The following is a 26,853-nucleotide window of genomic DNA, read 5'->3' as shown; positions in this document are numbered from 1 at the left end:
GGGCGTGAGTGCCCGCCTTGACCCAGGCGACCGGGAAGGCGTTGCCCCGTGGCGTGACCTATCGGGGGCCGAAGCAGTATCAGACCCGGAAGGTGGTCGATGGCCGCCGGGTTCAACAGACCTTCTCGACCGCTGCCCTAGCCCGCCGATGGCTGACGGAGACGGCGGCAAAGGCGGAACTCGGGCAGTTTCAGGACACCCGGCCTCTCGACAACACCACGATTTCCGACCTCGTAACCCGGTATGCAGCCGAGTGCATGGCCGACCGTGAGGCCGACCGAACGGGACATATCCCGGCCATCCTGCGGGATTCCGACCTGCCGGGGGTGAAGCTATCTCGGTTCAGCCCTGCGGACGTGCGCGGCTTCCGTGACCGCATGGTTGCTGCCGGATATGCTCCCGGAACCGTGGTCAAGCGCATGAACCTGCTGGCCGCTGTGATTCAGCATGCCATCAGCGAATGGGATGTCGGCATCATCAACCATGCGTCGGGCCGGGTCGTGAAGCGCCCAGAAGGTGCCGACCGCAAACGCAACCGCCGCCTGACAGATGGTGCAAATGGTGCAGAGAGTGAGTTTGACCGGCTGATTGAGGCCGTGACCTCGGACAGTCACCCCGACGATGTGTGGCTCGTGCGGTTCGCTATCGAACAGGGCACCCGCCGAGGTGACCCGCTGGCGGGATTTCAGCGCCGCAATCGTCGCGGCTTCTCTGTGCCTTGTGTGCGTGTCTCGTCGATGTCCAGGGCGGCTCTGACAGTGCTGTCGCCTCGTTTCTCAACGATGGGAACCGCTATGGCTGGATGACCGCCGGGATGCTTTATATGAGCATCGCCCGGTTGCAGTCTGATGCTTATTCGCTTGCATCAGACATCCCGCAAGTGACTCTTCCCCCGATGTCGAGCACTGACAGGACGGGGCACATCGACATCAATTCATGGTCGAACGCCGGGACATTCGTGAAATCCGGGGAAGCCCTGTTGCAGCCCATGACTATCTCATGGAACGCCAGCGACGACACGGCGGACCTGCGGAATGCAGCGCTCGCTGGCAGCACCCAAGGCAGCACTGCGTCACTGCACGGAGTCAATAAATGGCTGTTTTCCAAGGTTTTTAGCCTTGGTGACAAATACCTCGTGGGGATTAACCCGGCGAACGGCGCGCCCATTCAGCAGCTTGCGGATTTCGGGAACGAGTTGATTAATACGCTGTCCGTCATTGTTCTCGGCGGGCTGGCCGGGGGCACGTTGCTGGGCGGGCCAGCGGGGGCGGCTGCAATGGCGGGCGCGGTCGCATCGGGGCCGTTGTCGTTTGTCGGGCTGATGATGGGGATGCTGATGCTGGTCGGCATTGAGCATGCGTATGTGATTCCGATGATGCCTTATATTGAGTTCACCTTTGCGGCTATCGGCATTCTGATTACCGTCGTTGAAGCGTTTGTAGTCCTGCCGTGCTGGGCATTTCAGCACGTGCGGATGCCCATGACCGGCTGGATGGTGAGAAGCAGGTGCGCCATTTCGCCCGGCACCTCGTAGGTCATCGGGTCCATCGCGCTCACCGGTCCCCCTTTCTCCTTTTCGCCCGTCTGCCCTCTCGCGTCGGCATACAGGGTGCGCTCCTCGTTCATGCTGGCCCGCAGAGGCGGAAGCACGGCAAGGGCTCGCAACAGCAACTCAAGTGGAAGCCGAGCACAGTCGAGTTCCTGCGCCCTTTCGCCAAGACGCCGGAGGCAGTGTCATGGGCAACATCTTGGGACGGGCAGCGGGGTCTCCCCCGAATGGGGGCAATCTTGATTGGATAGCAGTCAACGGCCTCAACATGGCGCCGGACTTCCGGATGAATGACCGGGCGATTTTTCGTAAGGACATGCGTCGCTATGTCGGGCCCGGCCTCTATGCCATGCAGGTGGCAGGTTCGCCGGTCGTCATGCGCGCTCAGGTTGTCACTGACGGGATCATGTTGACGCAGAATGCCAATGCCACGCCGCAAACGGTGACATTGGCGATGTTTGATGAATGCTGCCTCGGACCAATCGTTGGCGCTCTCAAGGTGTTCGACGCAGGTCTGTTTGGTGGCGAGACATTGTCTGAGCGCCAGGATGCGACGATCACGCGCGTCAATCTTCGTCTCGCGGACAAGATCCGAGCCAAGAAAACGCGCCGCCTCGAACACGCGTAACAGAAGCCGCCCTTCGGGGCGGCTTTCATTGTTTTTTAAGAAACACACGTGTTTCGAGAAAAATAGTTAAACTGTTTATTGGGCTTGGCACGATAGCCCATTGAAGCTAAGCGGCCGCCATCAATGAAACTATCTTGCAACGCAGGACAATCCACGCAAAAATTCCTTACAATGGTCTACGACGAGTCGACCGGAACTTATGCGAGGCTGTGATGACTGATCAGACCGTTTGGGATTTCACGCTCCAATCCGGCATCACTTCGATGCAAGGAACATTCACCACAGCATCAACCCCGTCTTCGACAGTCAACGACTATTGGTATGACGTGACGTCAATCAATGGAACGGTGACTATTGCAGGAGAAGGTACAGCCAATATCACCGGTCTTGGGTCGGAGGGACCTACAGGAACGCAGGGCATACCCGGTAACGCGGTGTCCCAGACAGAGGGCTTTCAAACTTATAGCCTCAATATCGATACAGATAAGCCTGCGAACTGGACGGGGCCCACACAGTGGGGAATTGGCGTGAGTGGCCGAGAACTTGGTATAGCCACGCTTACGCCATTCAGCACGATTAATGGTTTCGCAATATTCACGGCCACGCCCGAAACGCCACTGCCAAAGGACCCTAACCCGGTCAACGCAATCACAGAGCTTAACCACCCTCCTTGTTTTTGCGGCGGCACGTTGATTAAGACTGCTCGTGGCGACGTTGCTGTCGAGGATCTTCTTATTGGCGACATGGTGCTGACGATCAGCGGCGACATGAAACCTGTCATCTGGATCGGCACTAGACAGGATAGCGCCCGCAACTATCCTGTTAGCCGACGACATGAGTTCCAGCCGGTCTGCTTCAAAGCCGGTTCACTCGGGCCCGATATGCCGACACGCGATTTTTACGTCTCGCCGTTGCATGGCATCTACGTTGACGGTGTTCGGATCTGCGCCTTCCTCCTGATCAACGGCAGCACAATCGTCCGTGCGACCGAGGTGCAGGAAATGGAGTATTTTCATATTGAATTGTCCGAGCACAGTATTCTGCAAGCGGACGGTGCATGGTCGGAGTCCTATTTCGAGTTCGATAACTTCCACCGCAAGTTCGATAATGGGGCGACGTATCCACTCCAGCATAACAGGCCAGCCCGGCATGCGCATTGCTGTCCTATGATCTGGGAAAGCGAGCAACTGGACAGGATCAAGGCATGCCTCTTGGACTACGCGTGATAACAAAAATCCACAGGACTCGAAAAATCTGAAAGCGCGTCACCTCGACTGCCATCCAGCAGACGTGGAAGACGCGCCAGACGTTGCTATCGGCGCGCTATACGACGAGACTGAGTGAGATCGTGGGGGTTCGGAGTTGGTTAGGAAGATGTTCCCAGAGCCCTTTGACTGCGAAACCTAGCGTCTCTCCACTATCACGATGCGCGAAGATCTGTCCGCGCTCTGCGACTCCGTTACAGGGCCATTGGCCGCAGGATTGTAACTCAGGTAATATGTCGCCGTGAGAGCGGTCATTGCGGATATCAACGTGAGACATGCGAGGAACAGGCGCATGGTGGCCGTCTTCCGTCATCACAGGTGACAGATCGCCACCCGGCAATGTAACCCTTAGTTAAATTCTCGTTAATCTTCAAGATTAATCGTTAGCCCTGCCCCTTAATGCACCGTGCCCATCCGCCCGCGCAGTTCCATCTCCCGCAGGTGCGCCCTCACCTCCAGCCAGAAATGCGGCTGGTCCATAGCGTCGATCGCGATGAAGTGCTGAGCCTGACGGAGAGCAGCTTCGTCGACATCACCCCCGAACAAGCGCTGCATCTGCTCGGCGCCCTTTTCCGGGTCGGCGGCGATTCGGTCGAGGCTGAATTCGTGGACCGTCACGCTGCAAGCGGGAGCGTATCCCACTCATCATCCATATCGGTATGCTGCGGCAACGCGCGACGCCGCATCCGCAATAACGGCGCGAGTTGCCGAGGATCTGCGCATAATGGCCGCATACCGACGATCTCTTTGGGATCAACACTGAAATGAGGGAAGCGATCCCGCAGCGCCGCAACGACAATCAGGCGCACCTGCTTGTCTGCCCATTGTCCCACTTGCTGTTTTCCGTTCTCCCACCTGGAGTAGGTTGCCGGATCCATGGATAGATCAGCCGCAAACTCAGCAGAGCCAAGATCGAGAACGTCGCGAAGGAACTTGACTTCCTGCGGCAGAAGGCCCGTGGGCGTCAGAACGCGCGCGAGCGCCACCGCAGCGGCGAGCCCTTCGATGTCCGGAACGTGGATACCAACGACATCGCCCGTTGCAGGATCGATCTCTTCTTCAGCAGCTTCAATCAGAACCACAGGATAGGGCAAGCCAAGACCATCTTCGTGATGCTCCTTGATCGTACGAAACATGCCTTCACTCCTCATAGACCAATCACTGTGATGACGTAGATGACGCAGATATCGTCCTCCAGGCACACCACAACGCCGATCCTGCGTCCATCGTTGTCATTGCCGACAACGCGCCATTGTTCGCCGTTCATTGATGCCTCGACGCAATCAATGAAACCGCGACGCAAAACGCGCTCGGCAATCAGCTTTGATATCCGGCGCTCTTTGGCGCGCTGGTCTGCATGATAGCGCTATATAATTCGGGAGCCGTTCTCCAGCGCCTCTCGAAGGCGCCGTTGCTCGGAATGGTATGCCACTATCACCTCACAGTCATCGACTTACGGCTTATCTTGACGTGGCGTCAAGTCACGATGTGTTGCAGCACATCTCCCGTGCGAAAGCAGGGTGCCATCATGGTAACAGCGGGAGAAGGCCCATACCAAAGCGAGGCAGAATTCGTGAACGGTCATGGGAGAGCATTCCGCTGTACTTTTTGGCGTCGTCGTCATAACATGCGGCATGATTACATGTCGTGTCCTACCAGCCATCGCGCTCCTCGCACTTTCCGGATGTGCGGCTATGGGCCGTATGCCGGGGCAGTCTGATGCCACGTGCGTTCGACAGCAGATGAAATATGGAAATGGCGCGACGAACGGTCCGCTGCCCTTCGACGGCGCAGCCAGTCGCTGCATGCGCATGGATTTAGGGTCGCCACTTACAGCAAGCGGCTCACATTATCTGCCGCTTGATCTTCGATCCGATCCCGCCCTACAGGCAATGGCCGAGAACCCGGCCATCAATGAAGCGGGGTATCCCTATATCCCACGAGATAGCAACACGCCTCAGGCGGGGGCCCGCTGGTGAGACTTATAGGCGTCCTTTGGGGCGCCTTTTTCGTTTGAGGTGCTTATGAGCGCAACAAGCCTGCTCAATATTGAAACCGCGCTTGGCTCGATCGGCCGTAGCGCCAATAGCGCATTAGTCGCCATCGGGACTGTGACGCTGACCGGGCTGGAAGTCCCGTCGCGTCTGTCGGTCGGCGGCCAGAACGCGCTGGTCATTCATCGACTGATCGGCGGCGACCGGATTATCGATAGCGCGGGAAACGATCCTGATCGGCTGGAACTTGGCGGAACGTTCACCGGCCCTACGGCACATGCGCGCGCTGAAGCCATCCAGGCCATGCGCCGTCAGGGAAAACCGGTCCAGTTTCAGGCCGCTGGATTCTCATGGCAGGTCATGATCCGGTATTTCCGGTATGACTATTCTTCCAAGGGCGCAATCATCGCCTATTCGTTGCAACTGGAACTGCCGGGCGAGTCATCGACCAGCGCAGGATCGAGCCTCACGGCCCTCACCAAACTTATCGGCAATGACGCCGCGGACGCCTTGTCCGGCATCACGACGGCGATCTCTGACGTTTCCACGGCAGCGCAGAATATCGCGGGGCAAGCGCAAACGATCATCGGGCAGGTCACGCCGATCGCCAACATCATCGGCGTCGGTGGCCCATTGGCCAGCGCCGAGAACGGCCTAACGACCGTGCAGAGTATCTCAGTGACAGGCATCAACCTCTCTGCGGTTCCGTCCGGCTTGTCGAGCACGCTGACAGGCCTGCAATCCGCTGGCGAGAATATCGGCGCGACGATCACCCAGACCGGTGCCAATCTGTCAGGCATCAGCCTGACGAACCCAGCCTCGCTGATCGCCATCAGTCAGAACGCCGAAGTGCACAGCGCTTCGGTCGACGCCGGAGCGTCCGTCAACCGTGCGAACGTCAATGCGCTCACGGCCGGCGGCCAGACAATCGGAGATCCATTGGTCCATGCCTGACACAATCACTGTCACAGCGGCGGACGTGAGCCTGTATCATGTTGCGGCCAAACAACTGAACGATGCCACGCAATGGTGGCGAATAGCCCAGATGAACGGACTGGCCGACCCCGATCTGTCTTGGCTGACCGCGCCTGTCGCACTCACGCTGCCACCCGTTGATGCCACACAGACGGCTGGCGTGCCGGGTCTGGTATCGTCATGAGCGAAACCTACACCGTCGTTGGTTATCCGAAAGCGGCACACTGGCGGCAGCCTCGTGCGCGCCTGCTGATCAACGGAACCACACGAGACGAGACGCCCCTGGAGGGCTTCACGCTCAGCCGCACCCGCTACGCTCGTTGCGATACAGCAGAGTTGACCCTGGCCATCAACCGCACATTGCTCGCACAGCAAGATAGCAAATGGTTCGACGTCTCGGTGAGCGCCGGCCAGACGCCGCCTGACATCAATGTCGCTATCGAAATGCGCGAAGAAGCACACACCGGCGCGCAGTGGCGAACAGTGTTCTCCGGCATAGTCGACAAGGTGCGCTGGACGCCAGATCAGACGCAGCTGGAGGTCGAGTGCCGCGACATGCTGGCCAAGCTGATGGACATGCGCGTGCAGATGGCGTGGCTGAACCAGACTGGACCGGACGTGCTGAATGCCATCATCAAACAGGCTGGGCTGACGCCGCAGGCCTCGTTTCCTGCGAACATGACCGGACAGTTCTGGCAGGTAGAGCACAAACGCACGTCAGCCAGCGCCCATCACAAGTTCCAGACAGCATTCGATCTGGCACGCTACATTGCCGATGAATTCGGATGCGACCTGTATGCCGACGGCAACACGATCGTCTGCCACCCGGCCCTGTCGCCCGGCGCCAGTTCTGCAGTGATCCACCCCTTTGACTACAGCGACCCAGGGCCGGACAAGCCAATCCGCGCTAGTGCGGCGCAGATGATGCTGGAACGTGATTACGTCACGAGCAAAAATGTCATGGTGCATGTTATGTCCTGGGACAGTCGGCGCCGCGCCGTCGCTGAGACGTGGTTCTCCGCGGAAGGTCACTCGCGCACTCAGTCCGAGAACATGGGCACGCTTTATACCTTCCGCGTGCCGGGGGCGCGGCAGGACGATGTAGAGCGGATTGCCGAGGCTAAATACAATCAGATCGTGGCGCATGATCGTACGATCTCGCTCACCTTGCCTGGTCGGATCACGCTGGAGCCACGCCATTTCATGAGCATCAGCGGAACTGGCAGCAGCTGGGACATGCCCTCCGGGGATGCCTATACGGTTGATGCGGTTGAAACGACCTGGAGTTGGGATCAGATGTTCATTCAAAAGCCGATTACGATACATTGGTCCAATCCGTTGAGGATCTGTCGACCCTTTGCCCGTATCGGAGATGTTGTCGTCTCACCCAGACTGGCAGGTCTTGAGCAGACTGACTGGTCACCACTGTGGGAAGGCAGACTGCTTGACGCCGTCAATAGAGCACTCTCCGCCCTCGACACGCTAAGAGAGGCGGTGCTGAGTGTTACCAAGGCGCTTTCGCTGCCTCAGAACAATCTCTCCCATCAGCGGCTTGAGCAGATCAGAGCGCTTTGCTCCCATCTTCTGTTGCCTCACGCAGCGGCATGGAGCTTCACGGAAAGTGCCCGCGAAACACGCGATGTCGTATTACGGGAACAGGAATCTGTTACACGGTGCCACGCTCTGACAGCAGATCTTGATACTCGCTGGAAAGACAGCATACGCGCTCTTCCATTGGCTGAAACCCTTGCAGAATGGCGTACCGTCAAGGAAAAGTGGCTGCTGGCCCGTTCCATGGGGCAGAAGGCTATTCGCAAACGGCTTGAACCTCATGCCATCGCCCTGCCTGAAGACTGCGAAAGTGACCTTGAGGCTCTGGTCGAACGTGCGACCCTTCTTGAAAAACTCACGAATGCTTCTCACAAGACAAGCATCGGTCCGATGTGGCGGGGGCTGGATACTGACTTCGACGCCATCAACGCCACATTTGACTGGGGACAGGAAACACGTACCCGCCTTGCGGGCTGTACAGCCGAGACAGGAGAACTGCTCACCGCCCGCGCCCATCTCCGGACTCTGCTGGCAGAAGGCCAGGATCTTCTCGCACCCGGCGGAACAGTCCACGCCTCCCTGACCCGTTATCTCGCGGTATTTACCGACCTTGATGCTGCCCTGAAAACACTGGGAAATTGTGGTGCCAGCGACGTTACCCGGCTGGTTCCCCCCGAAAATCCCGGTTGGCTCGAACAGACAGCAGACAGGCTGCGGGACTGGAAAGAGGCCGCTCGCGAACTGCGCGACTGGTGTTCGTGGCGCCGTGCCTACCACCAAGCCGCGCAACTCGGTCTGACACCCATGATCGAAGGCATTGAGCACGGTTTGATCGCGCGGAATGACGTGCTGGCCGTTTTTGAAGCGAATTACGCGCGCTGGTGGACCATGCATGCCGTCAGTGATTCTGCCTTGTTAAGCGGTTTCGTAGCCGCGACCCATGAAGGGCGTATTGTCAGGTTCCGCGAACTGGACGAAAAGCTGAAAACCTTGGCCATTCGTCTGATCCGGGCACGCCTTGCCGGGCGTATTCCCGGCGAGGCCGCGGGACAGCACGATCCGGAATACAAAGTCCTGACGCGCGAGATTGCCAAGAAAACCCGTCATCTTCCGGTCCGTCAATTGGCCGAAAAGATGCCAGGCGCCCTTCGGACCCTCACGCCTTGTCTCATGATGAGTCCGTTGTCAGTCGCCCAGTACCTGCCCGCTGATGCTGCTCCGTTCGACCTTGTTATTTTCGACGAAGCGTCCCAGATCGCAACATGGGACGCAATTGGCGCAATCGGTCGTGGCAAGCAGGTCATCGTGGTTGGCGATCCCAAGCAATTGCCACCCACGGATTTCTTCACGGCGGGTCTGGCAGCGGCTGATGCTCATACATCTGACGAGATGACCGATCTTGACTCGATCCTTGACGAATGCCTCGGAGCAGGTGTCCCAGCCATCAGTCTGGAGTGGCATTATCGCAGTCGTCACGAAAGTCTGATCGCTTTTTCAAATCAGGCTTATTACGGCGGCGATCTGGTCACCTTTCCGTCACCGGTCACGGCGGATCAGGCAGTCTCTTTCCGCTTTGTCCCGAAAGGGATTTATGAACCCGGCAAAAATGGGTCGCACACCAATCCTGCGGAGGCGCGGATGAAGGGTCTGTCGGAGGGTATGACAGCATATTCGAAGTCGAAGTTGCGACGATGCTTCAGGCAAAAGGATGGGAGGTCACGACACAGGTCGGTGTTTCCGGATTCCGCGTGGATCTTGGCGTCATTGATCCCGATTTACCCAGCACGTTCCTCGCAGGCGTCGAATGCGATGGCGCCACATATCACCGGAGCGCAACGGCGCGCGACCGAGACCGCCTGAGACAGGCTGTTCTTGAAAATCTCGGCTGGAATATTCTGCGCCTCTGGTCCACGGACTGGTGGACGAATGCCCCTCGCGAGGTTGAACGGATTGATGCTGCCCTACAGAGCTTTCTGGAGATTGCCCGTCAGAAGCGCATTGATCAGGCAGAGCGGGATGCTGCAAAAGCTGAAGCACTGCTGAACGCGACTGTGAATGAGCGCGAAGAAGATCCCGTTGCTTCTGCCGAAACATCGCAGTTTGAATCTGTTACTGCTCAACCCGACCCAGAACATTCACCTGAAGAGATCCGGCATTTAGAGCCCCTTTACGCAAAGGCACCCGAACACATTCCATCAGATGACGCGACCAGTTCGGATGTCGAGGCCGATCCATCCAGCTTCACGCAGGACGATTATTTGCCGACGTTAGCTCGCCTTGTCATTCATACAATCGATCAGGCAAAGGTCATCCGTGAAGATATGCTTATTCAGACCATGTCACGGGCACACGGTTTTAGTCGCGTCGGGCGTGAGATTCGTGAACGCGTCCAACGCGCTATTCCCTCATCAATGGGGCGCACCGAAGAAGATGTTGGCACTTTTCTGTGGTCGGATCGACAGCCTGTCGTTCCACGACTGTCCCTCACATCATTAACGGCTGAGAAATCCTCGGACCCGGCGCTGGTTCCTCTTCCGGCCCTCGTAGACCTCGCCTGCCGCGCCATCGCCATCGACTGCCCGGACGAGGATGCCATTGCAAGAATGCGCGATGCCTGCGGCATGAGCCGTATGGGACAGGCAACACGAGCCCGCTTCGCCACGGCTCTGAATGAAGCGCGCCGTATGAAAGATACACATTACACGCCTCATCTATAGGAGAGCGCTGCCTGCGAACCTTAAGCTGGCAGGCTTTCAAAGGGATCGAGAGCTATGATCCCCGTTCCCTGGAAATGTCGCAGGTTGCGGGTCAGCACGACATAGCCCTTCACCATCGCTGTCGCCGCGATCGACAGGTCGGCCATTTCGGGCATACGGCCAGCCTGACGTACCGCCTGTGTCATACATCCCAGTTCGCGTGCTGCCTGAAGATCCAGCGGCAACACTCGGTGCTGATAGAGATGGAGAAGCGTCTCAAGCCATTCGGAAAGTCGTTGTGCCTTCTTCAGGCTGCCGTTGTCCCGTAATTTGGCAATACCAGCCTCAATCTCGGCGATTGTAATGACAGAAATGAACAGCTTATCACTGTTCCTGTCTATCCATTCAACGAGACCTGTCTCTATCCGGGCCTTGGTTGGTGCGGCCGCAGACAGGACGTTTGTATCGACGAGATACACTCAGAATTCCACTTCCCGGAGACCACTCTCAACTCTTTCCGGGAAGTCAGCTTCATCCAGTGGAGCACTCATCAGCAAACGGCCAAATGAGGGCACGCGGGAAAGTCTCTCCCACTCCGCATAACTCAGGATAACAGCCGTTGGTTTGCCGTGCCGCGTAATGATGGCCGGCTCACCCGCGCAGGCGTGATCGACAACCGCAGACAGGGTCGCCTTGGCATCGCGTAGCTGAATTTCGTGCATGACAGTCCCCATTGAAACTACTGTAGTCATATTATGAATATGACTTCATTGCAAGAGAATGCTCTTGGGCCTGAGCCATCTACTGGTCCTATCTGTTCATTCAGAAAGCACCCCGGAAGCATCATTCCTTTATGGACCCAGCATCACGAAAAAAGCTCTCATCCCCGAACGTGAAAGAAATGTCAGTGCTACAGCTACGGCCAATTTCGATCACACCAGAGTGGTAGCCAGACCAACCTGAGGCCCTGTCTCTGCAAGGCGACGGTCCAAACTACACAATGTCGCGCCCTGATCCGCACAAACCGCCAGATGAAGGGCATCTCCGGCCCGTAGACCCAGCGCATACTGGTCCGAGAACCTTGCTGCCGTCCGGAAGTTCTGACTGGTCACTGGCAAGACCCCAATACTTTCGGCACACAGACGTGTGAACATCGCCAGGCTGTTCGCGCGATCCGTGACGCTGATCTGTCCCGTCCGCAGTTTGATCGACAGCGCAGAGGAAAATTCCGTCATGACCCAATCGCTGATGAAAAGATCCTCAGGTGTCTGAGCGCCAAGCCAGTCCTGCATTCGAGAAGTTTCCCGCTCATTGGTCAGGGCCGCCACCATAACAGATGTATCAATATAGAGGCTCAATATCTTGCCTCATCACGCATCTCGCGGATAACGTCCGCAGCAGACTCCTTTTGCAACGTCATGGCATCGGTCAGTGAGCGCAGAGCACTCACTGCAATCCGTTTACGCACCGGCTCGACTTTGACGAGTTGTGCGACCACCTTGCCGCGACGCAGAATACGGACGGACTCTCCATCCTTTGCCAGGTCGACCAGACGACTGAGATGGGCTTTGGCCTCCACCAGATTGACGGTCTGCATCGTAGACTCCAAACCATTAAACTGGTCACATCATAGAGCAAAACAGTGGGCATGCCTATTAGAATAGGTATGTGGTGGTAAGCGATGGCGTCCTTTTCACACTCTCAACTGAGGCAGCGCCAGCTCACAGAGATGTCGTTAGATAATCCAAAAGGGCGGTAACTCTTTGGGCCCATCTTGGGCCCACCCTGATGTGATATCCAGTTGTATCCAGTGATAGTCAGTGATATGAAAGTCCTTGTTATCAACACTTTAAACGGAATAGCCCAGCCATTTAGCCACTACTTATCGCCCTTTCACGGCGGCAACAGGGGTTCGAATCCCCTATGGGACGCCATTCACTCTAAGTGGCTGATTTTATTGGTATAATTTCTTGTCGTTTTCCTTGGTGGCACATGTTGGTGTTACATATGGGACGACAAAAGTTTGCCTACTCCGTATATGATTCGCAGATATTAGACATGGTTTCTAAGGGTTAGGATTCCTGCCGACCTGAAACCTGTCATTGGCTCATATGTCGTTCGTTCCCTGAAAACTTCTGATAGAATGATTGCCAGTCAACGTGCCATTGCATTGCTCTCAGGGTTTCACGGTATCTGGATGGACATTAGAAGAAGACTGGCAGAAGAGATTCGGAACTATACAGATGGGAAAATCTCATCAGCCGACCTCAAGTCATTCGTCAGAACGAACTCGAATGAAATAGACAATCTTCCATCAGAGATTAAAAATGAGTTTGGTTGATGGATGGAGATGATTATTTCACGGAAAACTTGTGAAAACGAGAACATTCGTGAACAAAATAATATGTCGTCCATTTTGTCCGACTTGTGGAGCGAGGCTCACCAGAAGGGCGTCCAAGCGGGCATGGAAAGGGTTATCCAGTTGACCGGGGGGCTGACCTCCCCTGCTACTCAACCCAAGCCAAATCCCTCCCCTGCGCGCCCGAATGAGTCGGACGAGCCGTGGACGGGCCATATCAAGTCCTTTTTCCGAGACAACCCTGGAATCTCCGAAAAGACGCGGGAAAGCTATAATATAACATTTAAGCAGGCCTGCGATCTGATTACGAACAAGCCGATTAGGGCCTGTTAGGGCTTGAAAGCGCTCGCTTTCTGCATAGCTCTTTGTGATGAACATGATGCAGTCTGTGATTTCCGATGATGCGTGGCGGGTCTGGGAGCCTTTGATCGAGGCGGTGCGTCCCAGAGGTAAAACACCGCCATGCAACTTGCGTCAGACGGTGTCGGCGATCTTCTGGCGTCACCAGAACGGCGCGAAATGGCGATCTATCCCCTCTGAATTCGGCCCCTGGTGGACCGCAGCCCAGCTTTTCATTCGATGGGCAAAACTCGGCGTCTGGGAAGCACTCTTCGAGCGAGCAAAAAACCGGGATCCAGCCCTGGGCATGGTCTTTCTCGATGGCACGGACATCAGGGCGCATCACAAGGCGGCGGGAGCGGCCAAAAAGGGGGATTCCGAAAGAGCCGAAGCAATTGTCAGGCACTTGGTCGCTCGCGTGGAGGCTTTGGCAGCAAGGTCTGCGTAGCGGCCAATGGGCGCGGAAAAGCCCTGTCGTTCACCCTAACGCCAGGACAGGCGCACGAACTGCCCTCTGCCATGGCGCTCCTGGACGCATTGCCGGTCGCACCGCGCTATGTTGTCTGTGATCGGGGGTATGCCTCAAACCGCTTTCGTGAGGAACTGTGGAGCAGAGGCTCGCGCCCGGTCATTCTGCCCAAACGAAACGAGCTGCCGTCTCGTGCCCGAAATGGGCCTACCGGCACCGCTATCTGGTCGAGAACCTATGGGCGCGCCTCAAGGAGTGGAGAGCCGTTGCCACCCGATACGACAAAACCGCCGCTTCCTTCATCTCCGTCATCTGCATCGCAGCCGCAGCAGATCATATCAAGACCTAACAGAGCCTAACCTTTGTCGCTCAATCTGCACAGCTTTATATAGGCTGCGGGACTATGTCCCGTAATCTTCTGAAATATTGCCGAAAAGGCGCCCGGGCTTTCGTAACCGACATCAAGTGCGACGCTTGTGACTGTTTCCCCGCGTGCCAGCCTTTCCTGGGCATTGAGGATACGCAGCCGCTGACGCCAGGCTGTAAACGGCATGCCCGTTTCCACTCCGAAATGCCGGACGAAGGAACGCACTGACATAGAAGCCTCGTTGGCCCAATCCCCTTGCTCACGCGCATCCGCCGGATTTTCACTCAGTGCATCAGCCACACGCCGCAAGCGACCATCTGTCGGGAAAGGCAGGGAAACCGACGCGCAGGGCAAGGTCAGAAATTCATCCCAGAAACTCTCGGCGAGACGGGCGTGAACATCGCTCCAGGATTTATCTGACGTGCAATGCGATAACCGTTCTGCTTGCGCGATCAGAAGAGGCGTACCTCGCACGAGGAAAGGCTGGGCAGATAACAGCGTGGATCGGGCCTGATCGATGAACAGGCTCCATCCACGCACGCCACCGTGAGAACGGGCTGTATGGCAGAGACAAGGTGGTAACCACAAAGTCTGGCCGGGGCCGATCAGCCAGTATGCCTTGTCGGTTCGCACCCCCATAACGCCATGCCCAATTCCAAGAATCTGACCCCGGGTATGAGAATGGATGTCCTTAACCCGTCTGGTGTCCTGCTGCATATGTCCTCCCAACAGCCAGGGAAGATCCGCATCTGAACTGTCCATATAGGATGGGACTAGGGATGAAGTGGCGCGCATGAGTTGAAATCTGGCTTACATGATGAAGCACGCCAAGCCCGACTCCCCCAAAATCTTGCGTGAAGTAACACAGGCGCCAGCGGCGCTCGCAAAAGCACAGCAAGAGACACGACCATGAAAATCGGATTTATCGGACTGGGCGCCATGGGCCACCCTATGGCGAAACGCCTTCTGGACGCGGGACACCAACTCGTCGTCTATAATCGGACAGCGGCAAAAGCTTCTGATCTTGTCGCGCGGGGCGCAACGCTGAGAGACATACCCGATGCAGTCGCGTGGGAAGTCGATGTTGTCTTTTCGATGATGTTTGACGATGCGACCACCCAGGAAACAACATTCGGCAAGGACGGGATCGCGGCCGGATTGTCGTCAAAAGCCATTCACGTCTGCTGTAGCACCGTCTCCCTCGCCCAGGCGCGTCGCCTGCGTGACGGTCATGCAGAGCGTGGACAGACTTATGTCAGCGCCAATGTCCTCGGACGCCCTCCTGCGGCTGAAGCGGGGGAATTGTTCGTGATGGCTGCCGGTGCCCAGGACGTGCTGGACCGCTTGGAGCCGCTGCTTAAGTGCTTCGGCCCACATATCTTTCGGATGGGCGACGATCCCATACAGGCTAATCTCGCCAAGCTATCGCTAAATTTCATGATCTATTCGACCATTGAGCAGATGGCGGAGGTGTTCGCGCTCAATGAGAAAGCCGGAACTGACCCCCGCGTAATCTTCGAGGTTATGACGAGCAGCTTCTATAATGCCCCAGTTCACAAGAACTACGGCAAGCTGATGATCGAGCACGATTATGACTACCCCGGAGCGCCAGTGACGCTCGGCCTGAAGGACGTCAAAATGTTCATGGAGGCCGGAGACGACTATGGTGTTCCGCTGCCTTACGCTTCTGTTGTTCGCGATCGCCTGCTCAGCGCCGTCAGTGCCGGAGATGCCGATCGCGATTTCGTCGTGCTGCTGGAGCGCGTGCGGCAGGAGAGCGGCTTGAAGTAGGACGGACGGCAACTGTGCAAACACAACTGAGGCTTGGCCATAGGAATGACGAAACGGGTTCTGGTAATCATGGGCAGTGTGCGGGCCGGACGTCTTTGCCCTGCTATCACACAATGGGTTTCCACAGTCGGACAGGACAAGACCAATCTCGCCATCGAGATCATCGATCTCGCGGAATGGCCACTCCCCATGGACGATGAACCGGGCCTTCCGGCGCTCGGCCTCTACAAGCAGCCGCATTCAAAAGCCTGGAGCGAAAAGGTGGCACAAGCGGACGGCTTCGTCTTCGTGACGCCCCAATATAACTGGGGGTATACGGCCGTTTTAAAGAACGCAATCGACCACTGCTATCTCGAGTGGAAAGGAAAACCCCTGATGATCGTCACCTATGGCGGTCATGGAGGCGGGAAGTGCGCGGCACAACTATGTCAGGTCGCCGACGGGCTCAAAATGAGACCTGTTTTTCCAATGCCTGCGATCACTCTTTCAAACGCCATGATTCGAGAAAATGCTCCTCTTGATGAAGTGACTTTTGAAGCGGCTCTTTCCTCAGTCCAGGATGGTTGGACAGCCCTCGCCGAAAGCCTGTCCTCTTCGACGTAAACCCGGCATGTGTTCATATTATCAGGCGGGAAATGATAATTCATTGAAAAACGCGGTCAGCACCCCGTTCGAAGCGAACATCGAACTCACCGCTAAGAACAGCGTCAAGATTTTGGAATAACACTGGAGACGGACTGCTACGCACGATAGTGCCAACGCAAATACATGTGCGAATGTCGAATTTATAACGAGTAAACGACCGTACTATCATTACCAAATCAAGCTACGCTGGAAGTGTCGGCGATGTCCGTTTCGTAATGTTTACGATGAGGAGCGGACGTGCCGGTTTCGCCGCATGTCGGACAATTTGAAGCACAAACGAATGATCTCAAAGCGGACGACTTTGCCCACGCTTGCCTGAGTGACTTTATTTCCTCATCCGTCTTCTTCCATTTGCGGATGAACCGGAACTTCCGGTTAATGGAGATGTGGGATTTGTAGCCCAAGAACGGGATGGCGAGATCACTCGATGGCATGGTTCCATCGTCCTGCCGCTTCGCCTTCGTGATTCAGCGTCCATCGTGCATGACGATCCTTGTGCGACAGCTTTGCGGGCCTGTCCTGTCAGTCTTCGGGAATACGTCTTGCTCGGAGATCCGCTTTCTCGGCATTCGTATTACGCTGCTTTGGCGCAGCCACGAGTGTTGCATCCAGGATCTGGCCGGACATCGGCAGATAGCCCGCGTTGCGCAGGGTCACGTCAAAGCGATTAAACAGTCTTTCAATGGCCCCCGCCTGTGTCAGACGCTCGCGGAACAGCCAGATTGTTTTGGCATCCGGCACGCGGTCCGACAGCCCCAATCCCAGAAAGCGCATGAACGACAGACGGTCGTTGATCAGATACTCCGTCCGCTCATCAGATAAATTGTTCAAGGTCTGGACCACCAGGATCTTGAGCATCAGCACCGGATCAAACGGAGGACGACCGCCTTTGGACCTGTGACGCTTTTGTGCCGGTTGACTGAGCGTTTTAAGCTCGCATCAGGAGAGGCACGGAACCATGGCAGTGAAGCACACAGACGTTCGCCCCTGGTGCCGTGTCCGACCGAAGCGCGGCTCCAGGCTTCGTCGGGCAGTGCCTTGATAATCTCGCGCGCCTCGCTGACCCACATGACGTCCGGTCGCCAGGAGTGAAACCAGTGATTGGCGTTCACGCCCAGCACGAACCGTTGCCCGCGCGGCGCAGCGCCATTTCCAGGTCACCGACGCCATAAACACTGTCGCCCGCGACTCAGGCAAACGTTACGTCGGCCGCCAGCGCACGTCCGATCATCGCAATCGCCAGCGCCGGCTTTCTGGCAAAGCGAACATCCTCGGGCACATGCGCCGCCACCAGTCGCTCAGGTTTGTCTGTCCAGCTTTTCGGCAGGTAGCGTGCCCGCTTACGAAATGCGTGCCCTTTGTCGGAGACATAGGTCGCGAACACGCCGATCTGGCAGTTGGTGATCTTTCCGGCGGAACCCGTGTATTGCCGGCTCACAGCGCAGAAGGCCGCTCCCTTTTTGAGGAACACTGTCTCGTCGACGACCAGAACAGCATCGGGATCGCCGAGATGGCCCACGACATGATCTCGCACGACATCGCGCAACGCATCGGCATCCCACCGGGCTCGGCCCAGCAAGACCTGCTGGCGCCATGAGGCTGGGTCACCTGCCGCTTCTGCCTGCATCCAGCCGGTCTTGCGCAACTCGTTGCCCAGTAACGTTTTCAGAAAACGGCCCACCGACGCCGCGATCCGCTTCTGCCCGAAGACCGGGCGCATTCATGCCTTGGCATCCCGGAGTCCCTCAAACGTCAGCGCCAGGACAGCTTCAACCGACGCCGTGCCATTCATCTCGTTCAGAATCATGGTTACCCAGATTCAAAATTCCCAGAAAAGCACAACCTGACGGTCAGTCAATGCGGCGACGGGCTCAGAGCCCTTTATCGATGTCGCAGAGGCCATAACCCACATCACCATGGGAAGCCCTGAGCTACGCCGAAACACTCATCCGTGAATTTCCAAAAGGGCCCTTAGCTTCAAACAAAAATGCAAACCAGTTTTTTGTTTGTGTTTTATTGTGAATAAAAATCAATAACTTTGACTTTTTATCAACGTCGCCTTAGAGAAATATGGCTAGTCTTTTCATCGAAGTTTATACTTAGTCATTTAGTAATGTTGTCTTTTTGCCAATATTAATACCTCGCATGACTGCCGAGTATTTCTCGTTTGGGAGAAAGTTCAAATGGCCATTAAGTCTTATAAAGCGCGTAAAAATCTTATAATTTTCGCAGCAATTGCTACTGGAATTACGAGCTCTCCCTTCTGCCTTGCTCAAACAACATCACCTGCGCTTCGACGAGAAGCACAGCGTGTTTCACCCGCTCCCGGGGTGATGCCGAGAGGCGCTCCATTATTTTTAGGACGTTCACTCGCAACGGTTCCCGGCTTTGCGAGCCCCAGTATTCATACGCAACAAGCCTATAATCCCCAATCAAATTTTACTGCCCGGTGGACGCGTGCGGATGCGATCCAGATCAAGGCCCATTCCGATCCCAATGTGGCGGCGCGGCAGAATTCCCTACCCTCCCAATTGACGATGCCGGCTATACCGGCAAACTTTCCTTCCATCAGCCCAGATGTATGGATTTGGGATACCTGGACACTAATCGACAAACAGGCGAACCAATTCAGTTATAATGGGTGGGAAGTGATTTTTTCTCTCACTGCAGATAAAAACGCAGGCTACACATTCGACGACCGCCATATTCACGCCCGTATAGGGTATTTCTATCGCCGTGCCGGAATACCGGCATATCAGCGCCCTGCAAATGGCGGGTGGATATATGGCGGATTCTTATTCCCCAACGGAGCTAGCGCAAAAGTCTATGCAGGCACGACGTATACGAACCAGGCCGAATGGTCCGGATCGACCCGGCTTATCGATGTAACCGGAAATAAAATCTCCGTTTTCTATACTAACCTAGCATTCAATCGAAGTGCCAGCGGCGGAAATATAACACCCCCCGTAGCCACCATCACCCAATCTCTCGGCACTATACATTCGGATTTCCAGCATGTCTGGTTTACCGGCTTCAACAATCATACGCCACTGCTCGTACCTGATGGAACTTATTATCAGACGGGCCAACAAAACGAGTTTTACAGTTTTCGTGATCCATTCACTTTTGAAGACCCGGACCATCCTGGCGTAAATTACATGGTCTTTGAAGGTAATACGGCAGGTAATCGCGGTGTCCCGTCCTGTGATGCTGCGGATCTTGGATATCGCCCGAATGACCCGCATGCCGAGACGCTTCAGCAAGTCATTGACGGCGGGGCTTATTATCAGAAAGCGAATATCGGCCTTGCCATTGCACAGAACAGTGCTCTTTCAAAATGGAAGTTTCTTCCTCCCTTGATTTCCGCGAATTGCGTCAACGATCAAACCGAACGGCCTCAGGTCTATATAAAGAACGGAAAATACTATATTTTCACAATCAGTCACCGCACCACATTTGCGGCAGGCATGGATGGGCCGGATGGCGTCTATGGTTTTGTCGGCAATGGCATTCGTAGTGATTTCCAGCCAATGAATTACGGTAGTGGGCTTGTATTGGGTAATCCAACGGATCTTAACACGCCGGCAGGAACAGACTTTGAGGCTAATCCGGATCAAAATCCGAACGCATTTCAGTCCTACTCTCACTATGTCATGCCGAACGGCCTAGTTGAATCGTTTATCGATACGATTGATGGCGTACGGGGCGGAACACTTGCGCCGACGGTGAAACTCAGAATTACGCGCGCGTCATCGGCGATCGATCTCGCTTATGGCACCAACGGATTGGGTGCCTATGGAAACATTCCAGCAAATCGCGCAGACATCAATATTGCCGCTCTGATCGCTGATCTCTTGGGACAACGCTCGACGGCCTCGTCTCTATTGAGTCAGGTAAATGGGCTGAGTCAGGGGAGTATGTCCCCATCAGTGGCGCAAATCAGTAATTTTTTGCAATAAAAAATGCGGTGGTGGCTAATTGAAATAAATTAGCCACCACAGGTTGTTCTGCACAATTTTCGTGGTCGTCATATTTAACGAGAGGAAAACAGCTGTTGAGCAAACACCAGGACTTGCGCCTGATACGCGGCGTTCAATTTGGGCGTATGAGAATGATAATTTCCCACGGCCTGCATCAGATCACCATGCGTTTCGTTCAGGTAGGTCCGCAGAATTGCTCCTGCAGCACTGATATTATAACAAGAATTTCCAATCAGGTTTCGATAAACAACGGCTACAGGTGTATGTGTATAACGCGAAATCGGCCAAAGCCAACGCGTATTGACTTGCATAATACCAAGATCTTGCGTGCCGTCTGTATTCTGACGAACGTTGCCAATATTGCCTCCCTCTACTGCCTGAATAACTGGAAGAACGCGTGGCGGCAGATGATAAATCGCCGCCACGGACATCATGCAATGCAAGTAGGCGATTCCCATAGCTCGATCATTTGTTCCAGTTGAGATATTCGTCACATCTTACATGGAATAGAAATCGTCGCATAGACCACATCGCATAATTACAAGTACCATTGATAGAGATATTGGGTGGTTGCATGCATATCAGAAAAAATGACGATGATGGTTTCACGCTGATTGAGCTTCTTGTCGTCATTGCGATTCTTGGTCTGCTGATCGGCCTCGTCGCGCCAGCCGCCCTGCGTCAACTATCAGGAGCCAAGGAGACAATTGCACGGCAATCGATTCAGCGACTAGGGCAGGTTCTCGATCTTTATCGGCTGGACGTCGGATCATATCCGAGCACCGACGAGGGGTTAAACGCTCTCTCCACGAAACCAGCAGATGCCAATAACTGGAACGGACCTTATCTGAAGGGTGCGCAAGAGCCGCGTGATCCCTGGAATCATCCATTCATCTATCGGAACCCATCGGAACGACAGGGATTCGACTACGACCTTTGCTCACGCGGATCTCATGGAAATGCGGCGAATGCCGGGGAAGAGATATGCAACCATTAGCGAGTATTATGGCGGAATCGATTTACCTTCCAATTATCGTCGCGCCTTTTATCGGCTCGTTCCTTTGCGTCGTCGTCTTGCGTTTGCCGACCGGCCTTCCTGTAATCGTCGCGCGGTCTGCCTGTTCGTCCTGCACAACGCCGCTTTCGCCAATTGAGCTGATCCCGATCGTAAGCTTTCTGGCGCAGGGTGGAAAATGTCGTCGCTGCCATGCTCGCATTGACGGGATTCACCTCCTCATGGAACTCGCGGCGATTTCTGTTGTCCTTGTTCCCCTCGGACTAATCAGGCTGAATCACTCTAGCGGCACAACGGCGCTCGAGACGATATGGCTCGGATCCCTGTTGGGCTGGTGGTTACTCACCACCTCGATAATCGATCTACGTTACCAGCGATTACCCGACCTCCTGACTTTGCCACTCATCGCCATGGGGCTTTTTATTTCGGCAGGTCACGGCATTGCTTATTTCTGCCAGAATGTCCTGGCCGCAACGATTGGATACGTTTTTTTTCGCGCGACGTCACGCCTCTACCGGCACTATCGGGGCGAGGAAGGTCTTGGTGGGGGTGACGCAAAACTTCTCGCGGCCGCAGGTGCCTGGGTTGGCCTTCATGCGTTGCCTTACGTTGTTTTTTGGGGCGCCTGCGTGACCCTTTGCGGCATCATTCTTTTCAGTCGTTCTCCTGTTCAGGCGAAACTCGCGGTGCCGTTCGGCCCCGGCCTGGGAGCGGCGATCTGGAGCATGTGGCTTCTGCAAGATTTTCACGTCGTGGGACAACAGTGATGTTGCAAACCACCCATGACGCAACGCCATCCTCGCCAGCACAGGCAAATTCGCTCGTTGAACGATTTGCTGCATGGCTGTCGGAAATGGAATATTGTGACGCCCGTTCCGTAGATCGCGCCCGACGAGCAAGCCAGCAAAATGGTGGTCGCGTTGACAAGGTGCTGCTTCAGCTTGGCTTAATGTCGGAACGGGAAATGGCTACCGCCTATGCGGCCTTCCTTGATCTTCCCATGGTGACGCCAGAACTCTATCCAGACAGCCCGGTTCTTCCGGAAATTTTAAGCGCGCGCTTCCTGAAGGACGCGCGCGCAATTCCCTTGGCTGTGGATAGCGAGAGCATTGCCGTTGCGCTCCGTGATCCGCTCGACCCTTTCTTCGCATCGGCCATCTCTGCCGTCACGGGCTTGCATGCACGTGTTTTCGTCGCTGTGCCGCTTGATCTGGATGCCGCAATCGAGCGCCTTTATCCGAATGACGAACAACATGTGGCGCAGGAAAGTGATGCGGATGCTGCGCCACTGGAGGAAGACGCGGAACGCCTGAAAGATCTGGCGTCGGAAGCACCGGTCATACGCCTGGTCAATCAGTTGATCGCACGGGCGGTGGAGACTTTTGCGTCGGACATCCATATTGAGCCATTCGATGACCGTCTCCGCGTGCGATATCGTTACGATGGCGTTTTGCATGAAATCGAAAGCTTTCCGCCGCAACTGATCCCGGCGGTCATCTCGCGCATTAAAATCATGGCGCGACTCGATATCGCGGAACGGCGCCTGCCGCAGGACGGGCGCACCAAACTGGCGATCCGGGGGCACGAAATTGATTTCCGCATATCGACCGTACCGGCTTTGCATGGCGAGACCGTTGTGCTGCGCATACTCGATCGATCGAACACCGTATTCGACTATAGCAGTCTCGGCCTGGCTCCGCAGGTGATCGAGCGCTTTCGCACGCTCATCGAACAACCCAATGGAATCATTCTCGTGACCGGCCCTACCGGATCGGGAAAAACGACAACGCTCTACACCGGATTGTCGGATCTCAACGCGGTGAGCCGTAACGTGGTGACGATCGAGGACCCCATTGAATATCAGTTGGCTGGTATCAATCAGATTCAGGTTCGCCCCCAGATCGGCCTGACGTTTGCGTCATTGTTGCGCTCGATCCTGCGCCAGGACCCTGATGTCATCATGGTCGGTGAAATCCGCGATGCAGAGACGGCACAGATCGCCGTGCAGGCTGCCCTGACGGGGCACCTGGTAATCTCCACGCTGCACACCAATTCCGCTGCGGCCGCCATCATCCGGCTTCGCGATATGGGAATTGAGGATTTCCTGATTACCGCCGTCCTGCGTGGTGTGCTGGCACAGCGCCTCGTGCGGCGACTGTGCGACGACTGCAAGGAATCCTATCAGCCAACACCTGAGGCGATCGGGAAATTGGGGTTGGACAAGCTGGCGAATGAGCGTCCCATAACGCTTTATCGACCGGTCGGGTGTCTGAATTGCCGGCGGACAGGCTATCGCGGACGGCAGGCTATCGCAGAACTTCTCGAGCCGGATGAGCAAATCGAGCGGCTTGTCTTTGCCCGGCGCGACCATGCTGCGCTTGAGCGCGCCGCCGTCGAGGCCGGCATGGTGCCGATGTTTACGGCCGGGCTGCAGGCGGCGCTGGCCGGGGTGACGACCGTTGAGGAAGTCATCCGCACTATTCGCGCCGGCCATTGATACAAGCAGTCAAGAGTCAGGGAGGCTGAATGACGGGAATGATCGAGTTCTCCTACCTCGCTGTGGACAAGACGGGCGTCGTTAGCAAAGGCACGTTGCAGGCGGAGAGCGAAACAGCTGCTGTCGCGCGTCTTCGTCAGACTGGTCAAATTCCCATGCTTATTTCTGCGATACGCCCGAGCATCGGCCAGATATCCTGGTTGCACGTCGATCTCCCTCTCCGAAAAGATCTTCGGCACGCGGAACTCACACTCATCACGCGCGAACTGGCCGTCATGCTCGAAGCAGGCCAGGATATCGATCATGCCTTGCGTTTTTTGGTTCAAACCCTCCCCGGCTCCCGAGGGCGCCGGGTGCTGGAGGAAATTCGTGCCGAAGTGCGTAACGGCAAATCGCTGCACAAGGCTATGGCGGCACGCCCTAAAAGTTTTCCACACCTCTATATCGCCATGGTGCGGGCAGCCGAAGCCGGGGGCGACCTTGCGCCCACCATGGCACATCTGGCCCAGTTGATGGAGCGGACGCGGGCCCTTCGTGCAACGATAACCTCGGCGATGATCTATCCAGCCCTGCTGATCGTTGCCGCCTGCGGCTCGATTTATCTGCTACTCACGAGTGTATTGCCGCAATTTGTGCCTCTATTCGAGCAAAACGGTGTGGCGCTTCCACCCACGACCCAGTTGCTGGTCGATATCGGGCGCATTCTCGAGCATGACAGCCTTATAATTCTTCTTGTCCTTCTGATTGCAATTGTCGCTCTGACAAGATTGTTGCGTCGCTCCGCCCTGCGCCGCCGGGTCGATTATTGGCTGCTTCGCGTTCCCCTGCTGAATGCGTTGATGCGTGAAATCATGGCAGCTCGTTTCGCACGTATTTTTGGCACCTTGCTCGAAAACGGGGTGCCGATCCTGAACGCCCTGGACATTGCCCGGGATGCTCTTCGCAATGTCGAAGCCCGACATGTCATCGAGGTCGCGATGCAAAACACGAAAGCCGGGCGCGGCTTGTCCGGCGCCGTAGGTGGCGCCCGCATTTTCCCGGAGCGAATGGTGCATTTGCTCCAGTTGGGTGAGGAAACCGGGCGACTGGGTACGATGTCCCTGCGCGCGGCTGACATTCACGAAGAACAGGTCAGGATTGTCACGCAACGACTGTTGGCCATTTTCGTGCCTGTCGTGACCATCATCATGGGACTTGTGATTGCCGGTATCGTATCGTCCCTGCTTCTTGCCATGTTGAGCATAAACGACCTTGCGCAATAACCGCAGCGACGCCGGATTTACCCTGATCGAACTCCTTGTGGTGATTGTGATTCTGGGCATGATCGGAACGCTTCTCGTGGCACGCGGTCCCCTCCATTCCACAACGCTTGATTTGCGTGGCACGGCACAGGTTCTGGCGTCGTCACTTCGTCAGACACGGATGCTTGCGATAGCGTCGGATACGACCACCGTCCTGCGCATAAATGCGGCGCAGCGGACGTATATCGATATGCGAGGTCGTTATCGCACCTTGCCGCCGGGGGTCAGCTTCGCGGCGAATTCTGCGATGGCAGTCACCTTTTTCCCCGACGGTAGTGCATCTGAAGCAACGATCAGGCTTTCGGAAGGCGGACATACGATCGCTATTCATACAGCATGGCTCACCGGCGCTGTCTCGATAGGTGGACCTTAGGCAATGCCCACTTTGAACAATCCGACAGCAGACGAGCGGGGATTTACCCTGGTAGAGGTGCTGGTCGCGTTTGTCATCGCGATGCTGGCGCTCGGAATGGCCTATGAGGGCATCTCGACCGGCCTCAATGCAACACGCCTCTCTATGCGAACGCAGGAGGCGTTGTCGCGTGCGCAGTCGCATCTCGCTGCTGTCGGATCCGGCATGGCGGTGAGAACGACGGTTCAACAAGGCGACGACGGCAGCGGGTTTCGGTGGCGCCTGCGTATCACGCCACTGCAAACCGCTTCCAGAGGGGAAAAGTCGCCGTCTCTTACACTCTACCTCGTCGAGGTCGATATAGCTTGGCCCGATGCGGCTGTCGAAAGCGGGTGGCATACGGTAACTCTTACGACACAACGTCTGGGGTCCACTCAGGGGTCCGGATCATGAGGGGGCAGGACGGCGTCCGACTGGCAACGGCACGGGAGGGCGGCTTCACGCTTCTGGAAATTCTCGTCGTCCTCATGGTCTTCTCACTTGTGATGGTGGCGTTGGAACAAGGCGTCCGCGCTGTAACGATCGCGTTTGAATTGCAGCGGCGCTCGCTTGGTAACCGAGCGGAACTGATCGCCGTCGATGGTCTTCTCCGGCGGCTTATCGACGATGCAGAGCCGGGGTGGCCGCAGGACGACCTCGTTTTTTCTGGGCGGAATGGAGAATTCGTGCTACGCGGCATATTGCCGCAATCTCTTGGCGGCAAAGGTGATTCCATGGCGGATTTTCGTTTTTCGGTCGATGCCAATCGCCGCCTGATCCTTGCCTGGGCGCCGTATCGTCATGTTCGCGAGGCCAGGAACGATATTCATCGAGCCGTGCTGTTAAATGACATTGAACGGATCGATTGCCATTACCTGACAGCCAATGGGTGGAAAAACGAATGGTTCGCCCGCGGACTGCCCAAACTGGTTAAGATACGCATCATTTTCCCGTCTGGAGACGAGCGACGCTGGCCAGACATCGTCTCAGCTCCGCACGCTTGGGCAATACCCGGTTAGGGTCAACATGACCAACGCGTCC

General features: G+C 56.1%; 25 protein-coding genes and 7 pseudogenes. 21 read left to right on the top strand and 11 right to left on the bottom strand.

Going from position 1 to position 26,853, the window contains the following annotated elements; all coding sequences use genetic code 11:
* Positions 1 to 8 precede the first annotated feature (8 nt).
* From A0U93_RS01930 to A0U93_RS17080, 5 genes are all read left to right on the top strand, one after another.
* Positions 9 to 806 carry a site-specific integrase gene (locus A0U93_RS01930; protein ID WP_174807244.1) on the top strand — a complete coding sequence of 266 codons (798 nt, stop codon included), beginning with the start codon at positions 9 to 11 and terminating at the stop codon, positions 804 to 806.
* Positions 807 to 814: 8 nt separating this feature from the next.
* On the top strand, positions 815 to 1,534 hold the full coding sequence (locus tag A0U93_RS01925; protein WP_211274038.1) for a hypothetical protein: 720 nt from the start codon (positions 815 to 817) through the stop codon (positions 1,532 to 1,534).
* A 202-nt stretch (positions 1,535 to 1,736) separates the two neighbouring features.
* Positions 1,737 to 2,177: a hypothetical protein gene (locus A0U93_RS01920; protein WP_147150892.1), complete on the top strand. Its 441-nt coding sequence runs from the start codon at positions 1,737 to 1,739 to the stop codon at positions 2,175 to 2,177.
* Between the two features lie 212 nt (positions 2,178 to 2,389).
* Entirely contained in the window at positions 2,390 to 3,403 is a 1,014-nt protein-coding gene (locus A0U93_RS01915; protein ID WP_077805866.1) for a Hint domain-containing protein, read from the top strand.
* A 53-nt stretch (positions 3,404 to 3,456) separates the two neighbouring features.
* Positions 3,457 to 3,687 carry a DUF4113 domain-containing protein gene (locus A0U93_RS17080; RefSeq protein WP_147150931.1) on the top strand — a complete coding sequence of 77 codons (231 nt, stop codon included), beginning with the start codon at positions 3,457 to 3,459 and terminating at the stop codon, positions 3,685 to 3,687.
* 151 nt (positions 3,688 to 3,838) lie between these two features.
* Here A0U93_RS17080 and A0U93_RS01910 read toward each other — a convergent pair whose 3' ends face one another.
* From A0U93_RS01910 to A0U93_RS01900, 3 genes and pseudogenes are all read right to left on the bottom strand, one after another.
* A complete protein-coding gene (locus A0U93_RS01910; protein WP_077805865.1) occupies positions 3,839 to 4,060 on the bottom strand; it encodes a hypothetical protein in 222 nt (73 codons plus the stop codon).
* A complete protein-coding gene (locus A0U93_RS01905; protein WP_077805864.1) occupies positions 4,057 to 4,578 on the bottom strand; it encodes a helix-turn-helix domain-containing protein in 522 nt (173 codons plus the stop codon). Before A0U93_RS01905 ends, A0U93_RS01910 begins: the two co-directional genes overlap by 4 nt.
* An 11-nt stretch (positions 4,579 to 4,589) precedes the next feature.
* Positions 4,590 to 4,793, bottom strand: a pseudogene (locus A0U93_RS01900) (hypothetical protein); the annotation flags it as partial.
* A gap of 673 nt (positions 4,794 to 5,466) precedes the next feature.
* On the opposite strand from A0U93_RS01900, the gene A0U93_RS01890 reads away from it, so the two are divergent.
* From A0U93_RS01890 to A0U93_RS17075, 3 genes and pseudogenes are all read left to right on the top strand, one after another.
* Positions 5,467 to 6,390: a hypothetical protein gene (locus A0U93_RS01890; protein WP_077805862.1), complete on the top strand. Its 924-nt coding sequence runs from the start codon at positions 5,467 to 5,469 to the stop codon at positions 6,388 to 6,390.
* Positions 6,383 to 6,595, top strand: coding sequence for a hypothetical protein (locus A0U93_RS01885; protein WP_077805861.1), 213 nt, complete (start codon positions 6,383 to 6,385; stop codon positions 6,593 to 6,595). Before A0U93_RS01890 ends, A0U93_RS01885 begins: the two co-directional genes overlap by 8 nt.
* Positions 6,596 to 7,703: 1,108 nt before the next feature.
* Positions 7,704 to 10,679, top strand: a pseudogene (locus A0U93_RS17075) (AAA domain-containing protein); the annotation flags it as partial.
* A 20-nt stretch (positions 10,680 to 10,699) separates the two neighbouring features.
* Here A0U93_RS17075 and A0U93_RS01870 read toward each other — a convergent pair.
* The 4 genes from A0U93_RS01870 to A0U93_RS01855 form a co-directional block, all read right to left on the bottom strand.
* Positions 10,700 to 11,137 (bottom strand): type II toxin-antitoxin system VapC family toxin, encoded by a 438-nt coding sequence (locus tag A0U93_RS01870; protein ID WP_077805860.1) that lies wholly within the window; start codon positions 11,135 to 11,137, stop codon positions 10,700 to 10,702.
* Positions 11,138 to 11,380 (bottom strand): type II toxin-antitoxin system Phd/YefM family antitoxin, encoded by a 243-nt coding sequence (locus tag A0U93_RS01865; RefSeq protein WP_077808250.1) that lies wholly within the window; start codon positions 11,378 to 11,380, stop codon positions 11,138 to 11,140.
* A 210-nt stretch (positions 11,381 to 11,590) separates the two neighbouring features.
* Positions 11,591 to 12,016: a type II toxin-antitoxin system VapC family toxin gene (locus A0U93_RS01860; RefSeq protein WP_077805859.1), complete on the bottom strand. Its 426-nt coding sequence runs from the start codon at positions 12,014 to 12,016 to the stop codon at positions 11,591 to 11,593.
* Complete coding sequence (locus A0U93_RS01855) at positions 12,013 to 12,255, bottom strand: type II toxin-antitoxin system Phd/YefM family antitoxin (protein ID WP_077805858.1); 243 nt, start codon at positions 12,253 to 12,255, stop codon at positions 12,013 to 12,015. Before A0U93_RS01855 ends, A0U93_RS01860 begins: the two co-directional genes overlap by 4 nt.
* A 471-nt stretch (positions 12,256 to 12,726) precedes the next feature.
* Here A0U93_RS01855 and A0U93_RS17070 point away from each other — a divergent pair.
* Both A0U93_RS17070 and A0U93_RS01845 read left to right on the top strand, forming a co-directional pair.
* Positions 12,727 to 12,999 (top strand): annotated as a pseudogene (locus tag A0U93_RS17070) (DUF6538 domain-containing protein); the annotation flags it as partial.
* Between the two features lie 406 nt (positions 13,000 to 13,405).
* Positions 13,406 to 14,174 (top strand): annotated as a pseudogene (locus A0U93_RS01845) (IS5 family transposase).
* A gap of 6 nt (positions 14,175 to 14,180) precedes the next feature.
* On the opposite strand, the gene A0U93_RS01840 reads toward A0U93_RS01845, so the two are convergent.
* The gene (locus A0U93_RS01840) at positions 14,181 to 14,909 is read right to left on the bottom strand and encodes a helix-turn-helix domain-containing protein (RefSeq protein WP_245825017.1); all 729 of its coding nucleotides are present in this window, start codon (positions 14,907 to 14,909) and stop codon (positions 14,181 to 14,183) included.
* Between the two features lie 183 nt (positions 14,910 to 15,092).
* On the opposite strand from A0U93_RS01840, the pseudogene A0U93_RS16910 reads away from it, so the two are divergent.
* The 3 genes and pseudogenes from A0U93_RS16910 to A0U93_RS01830 all read left to right on the top strand — a co-directional run.
* Positions 15,093 to 15,572 (top strand): annotated as a pseudogene (locus tag A0U93_RS16910) (NAD(P)-dependent oxidoreductase); the annotation flags it as partial.
* 6 nt (positions 15,573 to 15,578) lie between these two features.
* Positions 15,579 to 15,983, top strand: a complete 405-nt coding sequence (locus A0U93_RS16905; protein WP_255318283.1) for an NAD-binding protein — start codon at positions 15,579 to 15,581, stop codon at positions 15,981 to 15,983.
* 45 nt (positions 15,984 to 16,028) lie between these two features.
* Positions 16,029 to 16,586 (top strand): NADPH-dependent FMN reductase, encoded by a 558-nt coding sequence (locus A0U93_RS01830; protein WP_077805854.1) that lies wholly within the window; start codon positions 16,029 to 16,031, stop codon positions 16,584 to 16,586.
* A gap of 389 nt (positions 16,587 to 16,975) precedes the next feature.
* Here A0U93_RS01830 and A0U93_RS01825 read toward each other — a convergent pair.
* Both A0U93_RS01825 and A0U93_RS01820 read right to left on the bottom strand, forming a co-directional pair.
* A pseudogene (locus A0U93_RS01825) lies at positions 16,976 to 17,525 on the bottom strand (transposase); the annotation flags it as partial.
* A 77-nt stretch (positions 17,526 to 17,602) separates the two neighbouring features.
* A pseudogene (locus A0U93_RS01820) lies at positions 17,603 to 18,435 on the bottom strand (IS701 family transposase); the annotation flags it as partial.
* A gap of 376 nt (positions 18,436 to 18,811) precedes the next feature.
* Here A0U93_RS01820 and A0U93_RS01815 point away from each other — a divergent pair.
* Complete coding sequence (locus A0U93_RS01815; RefSeq protein ID WP_077805853.1) at positions 18,812 to 20,587, top strand: glycoside hydrolase family 68 protein; 1,776 nt, start codon at positions 18,812 to 18,814, stop codon at positions 20,585 to 20,587.
* A gap of 74 nt (positions 20,588 to 20,661) precedes the next feature.
* Here A0U93_RS01815 and A0U93_RS01810 read toward each other — a convergent pair whose 3' ends face one another.
* Positions 20,662 to 21,066, bottom strand: a complete 405-nt coding sequence (locus A0U93_RS01810; protein ID WP_077805852.1) for a lytic transglycosylase domain-containing protein — start codon at positions 21,064 to 21,066, stop codon at positions 20,662 to 20,664.
* A 116-nt stretch (positions 21,067 to 21,182) separates the two neighbouring features.
* Between A0U93_RS01810 and gspG the strand changes: the two genes are divergently transcribed.
* The 7 genes from gspG (at position 21,183) to A0U93_RS01775 (ending at position 26,831) form a co-directional block, all read left to right on the top strand.
* The gene (gspG, locus tag A0U93_RS01805; RefSeq protein ID WP_077805851.1) at positions 21,183 to 21,605 is read left to right on the top strand and encodes a type II secretion system major pseudopilin GspG; all 423 of its coding nucleotides are present in this window, start codon (positions 21,183 to 21,185) and stop codon (positions 21,603 to 21,605) included.
* Positions 21,606 to 21,613: 8 nt separating this feature from the next.
* Positions 21,614 to 22,390 carry a prepilin peptidase gene (locus A0U93_RS01800; RefSeq protein ID WP_077805850.1) on the top strand — a complete coding sequence of 259 codons (777 nt, stop codon included), beginning with the start codon at positions 21,614 to 21,616 and terminating at the stop codon, positions 22,388 to 22,390.
* 197 nt (positions 22,391 to 22,587) lie between these two features.
* The gene (locus A0U93_RS01795; RefSeq protein ID WP_245825014.1) at positions 22,588 to 24,120 is read left to right on the top strand and encodes a GspE/PulE family protein; all 1,533 of its coding nucleotides are present in this window, start codon (positions 22,588 to 22,590) and stop codon (positions 24,118 to 24,120) included.
* A 29-nt stretch (positions 24,121 to 24,149) separates the two neighbouring features.
* Positions 24,150 to 25,382 carry a type II secretion system F family protein gene (locus A0U93_RS01790; protein ID WP_245825012.1) on the top strand — a complete coding sequence of 411 codons (1,233 nt, stop codon included), beginning with the start codon at positions 24,150 to 24,152 and terminating at the stop codon, positions 25,380 to 25,382.
* Complete coding sequence (locus A0U93_RS01785; RefSeq protein ID WP_077805848.1) at positions 25,372 to 25,794, top strand: GspH/FimT family pseudopilin; 423 nt, start codon at positions 25,372 to 25,374, stop codon at positions 25,792 to 25,794. The genes A0U93_RS01790 and A0U93_RS01785 overlap by 11 nt, the downstream gene beginning before the upstream one ends.
* A gap of 3 nt (positions 25,795 to 25,797) precedes the next feature.
* On the top strand, positions 25,798 to 26,226 hold the full coding sequence (locus tag A0U93_RS01780) for a PulJ/GspJ family protein (RefSeq protein WP_147150890.1): 429 nt from the start codon (positions 25,798 to 25,800) through the stop codon (positions 26,224 to 26,226).
* Positions 26,223 to 26,831, top strand: coding sequence for a prepilin-type N-terminal cleavage/methylation domain-containing protein (locus A0U93_RS01775; RefSeq protein ID WP_077805847.1), 609 nt, complete (start codon positions 26,223 to 26,225; stop codon positions 26,829 to 26,831). The genes A0U93_RS01780 and A0U93_RS01775 overlap by 4 nt, the downstream gene beginning before the upstream one ends.
* The last annotated feature ends 22 nt before the right edge of the window (positions 26,832 to 26,853 follow it).

Origin of the sequence: Neoasaia chiangmaiensis (assembly GCF_002005465.1) — a bacterium.
Classification (GTDB): Bacteria; Pseudomonadota; Alphaproteobacteria; order Acetobacterales; family Acetobacteraceae; genus Neoasaia; species Neoasaia chiangmaiensis.
Note: the sequence above shows the minus strand (reverse complement) of the source record. Positions and strands in the feature narration are given on the sequence as shown.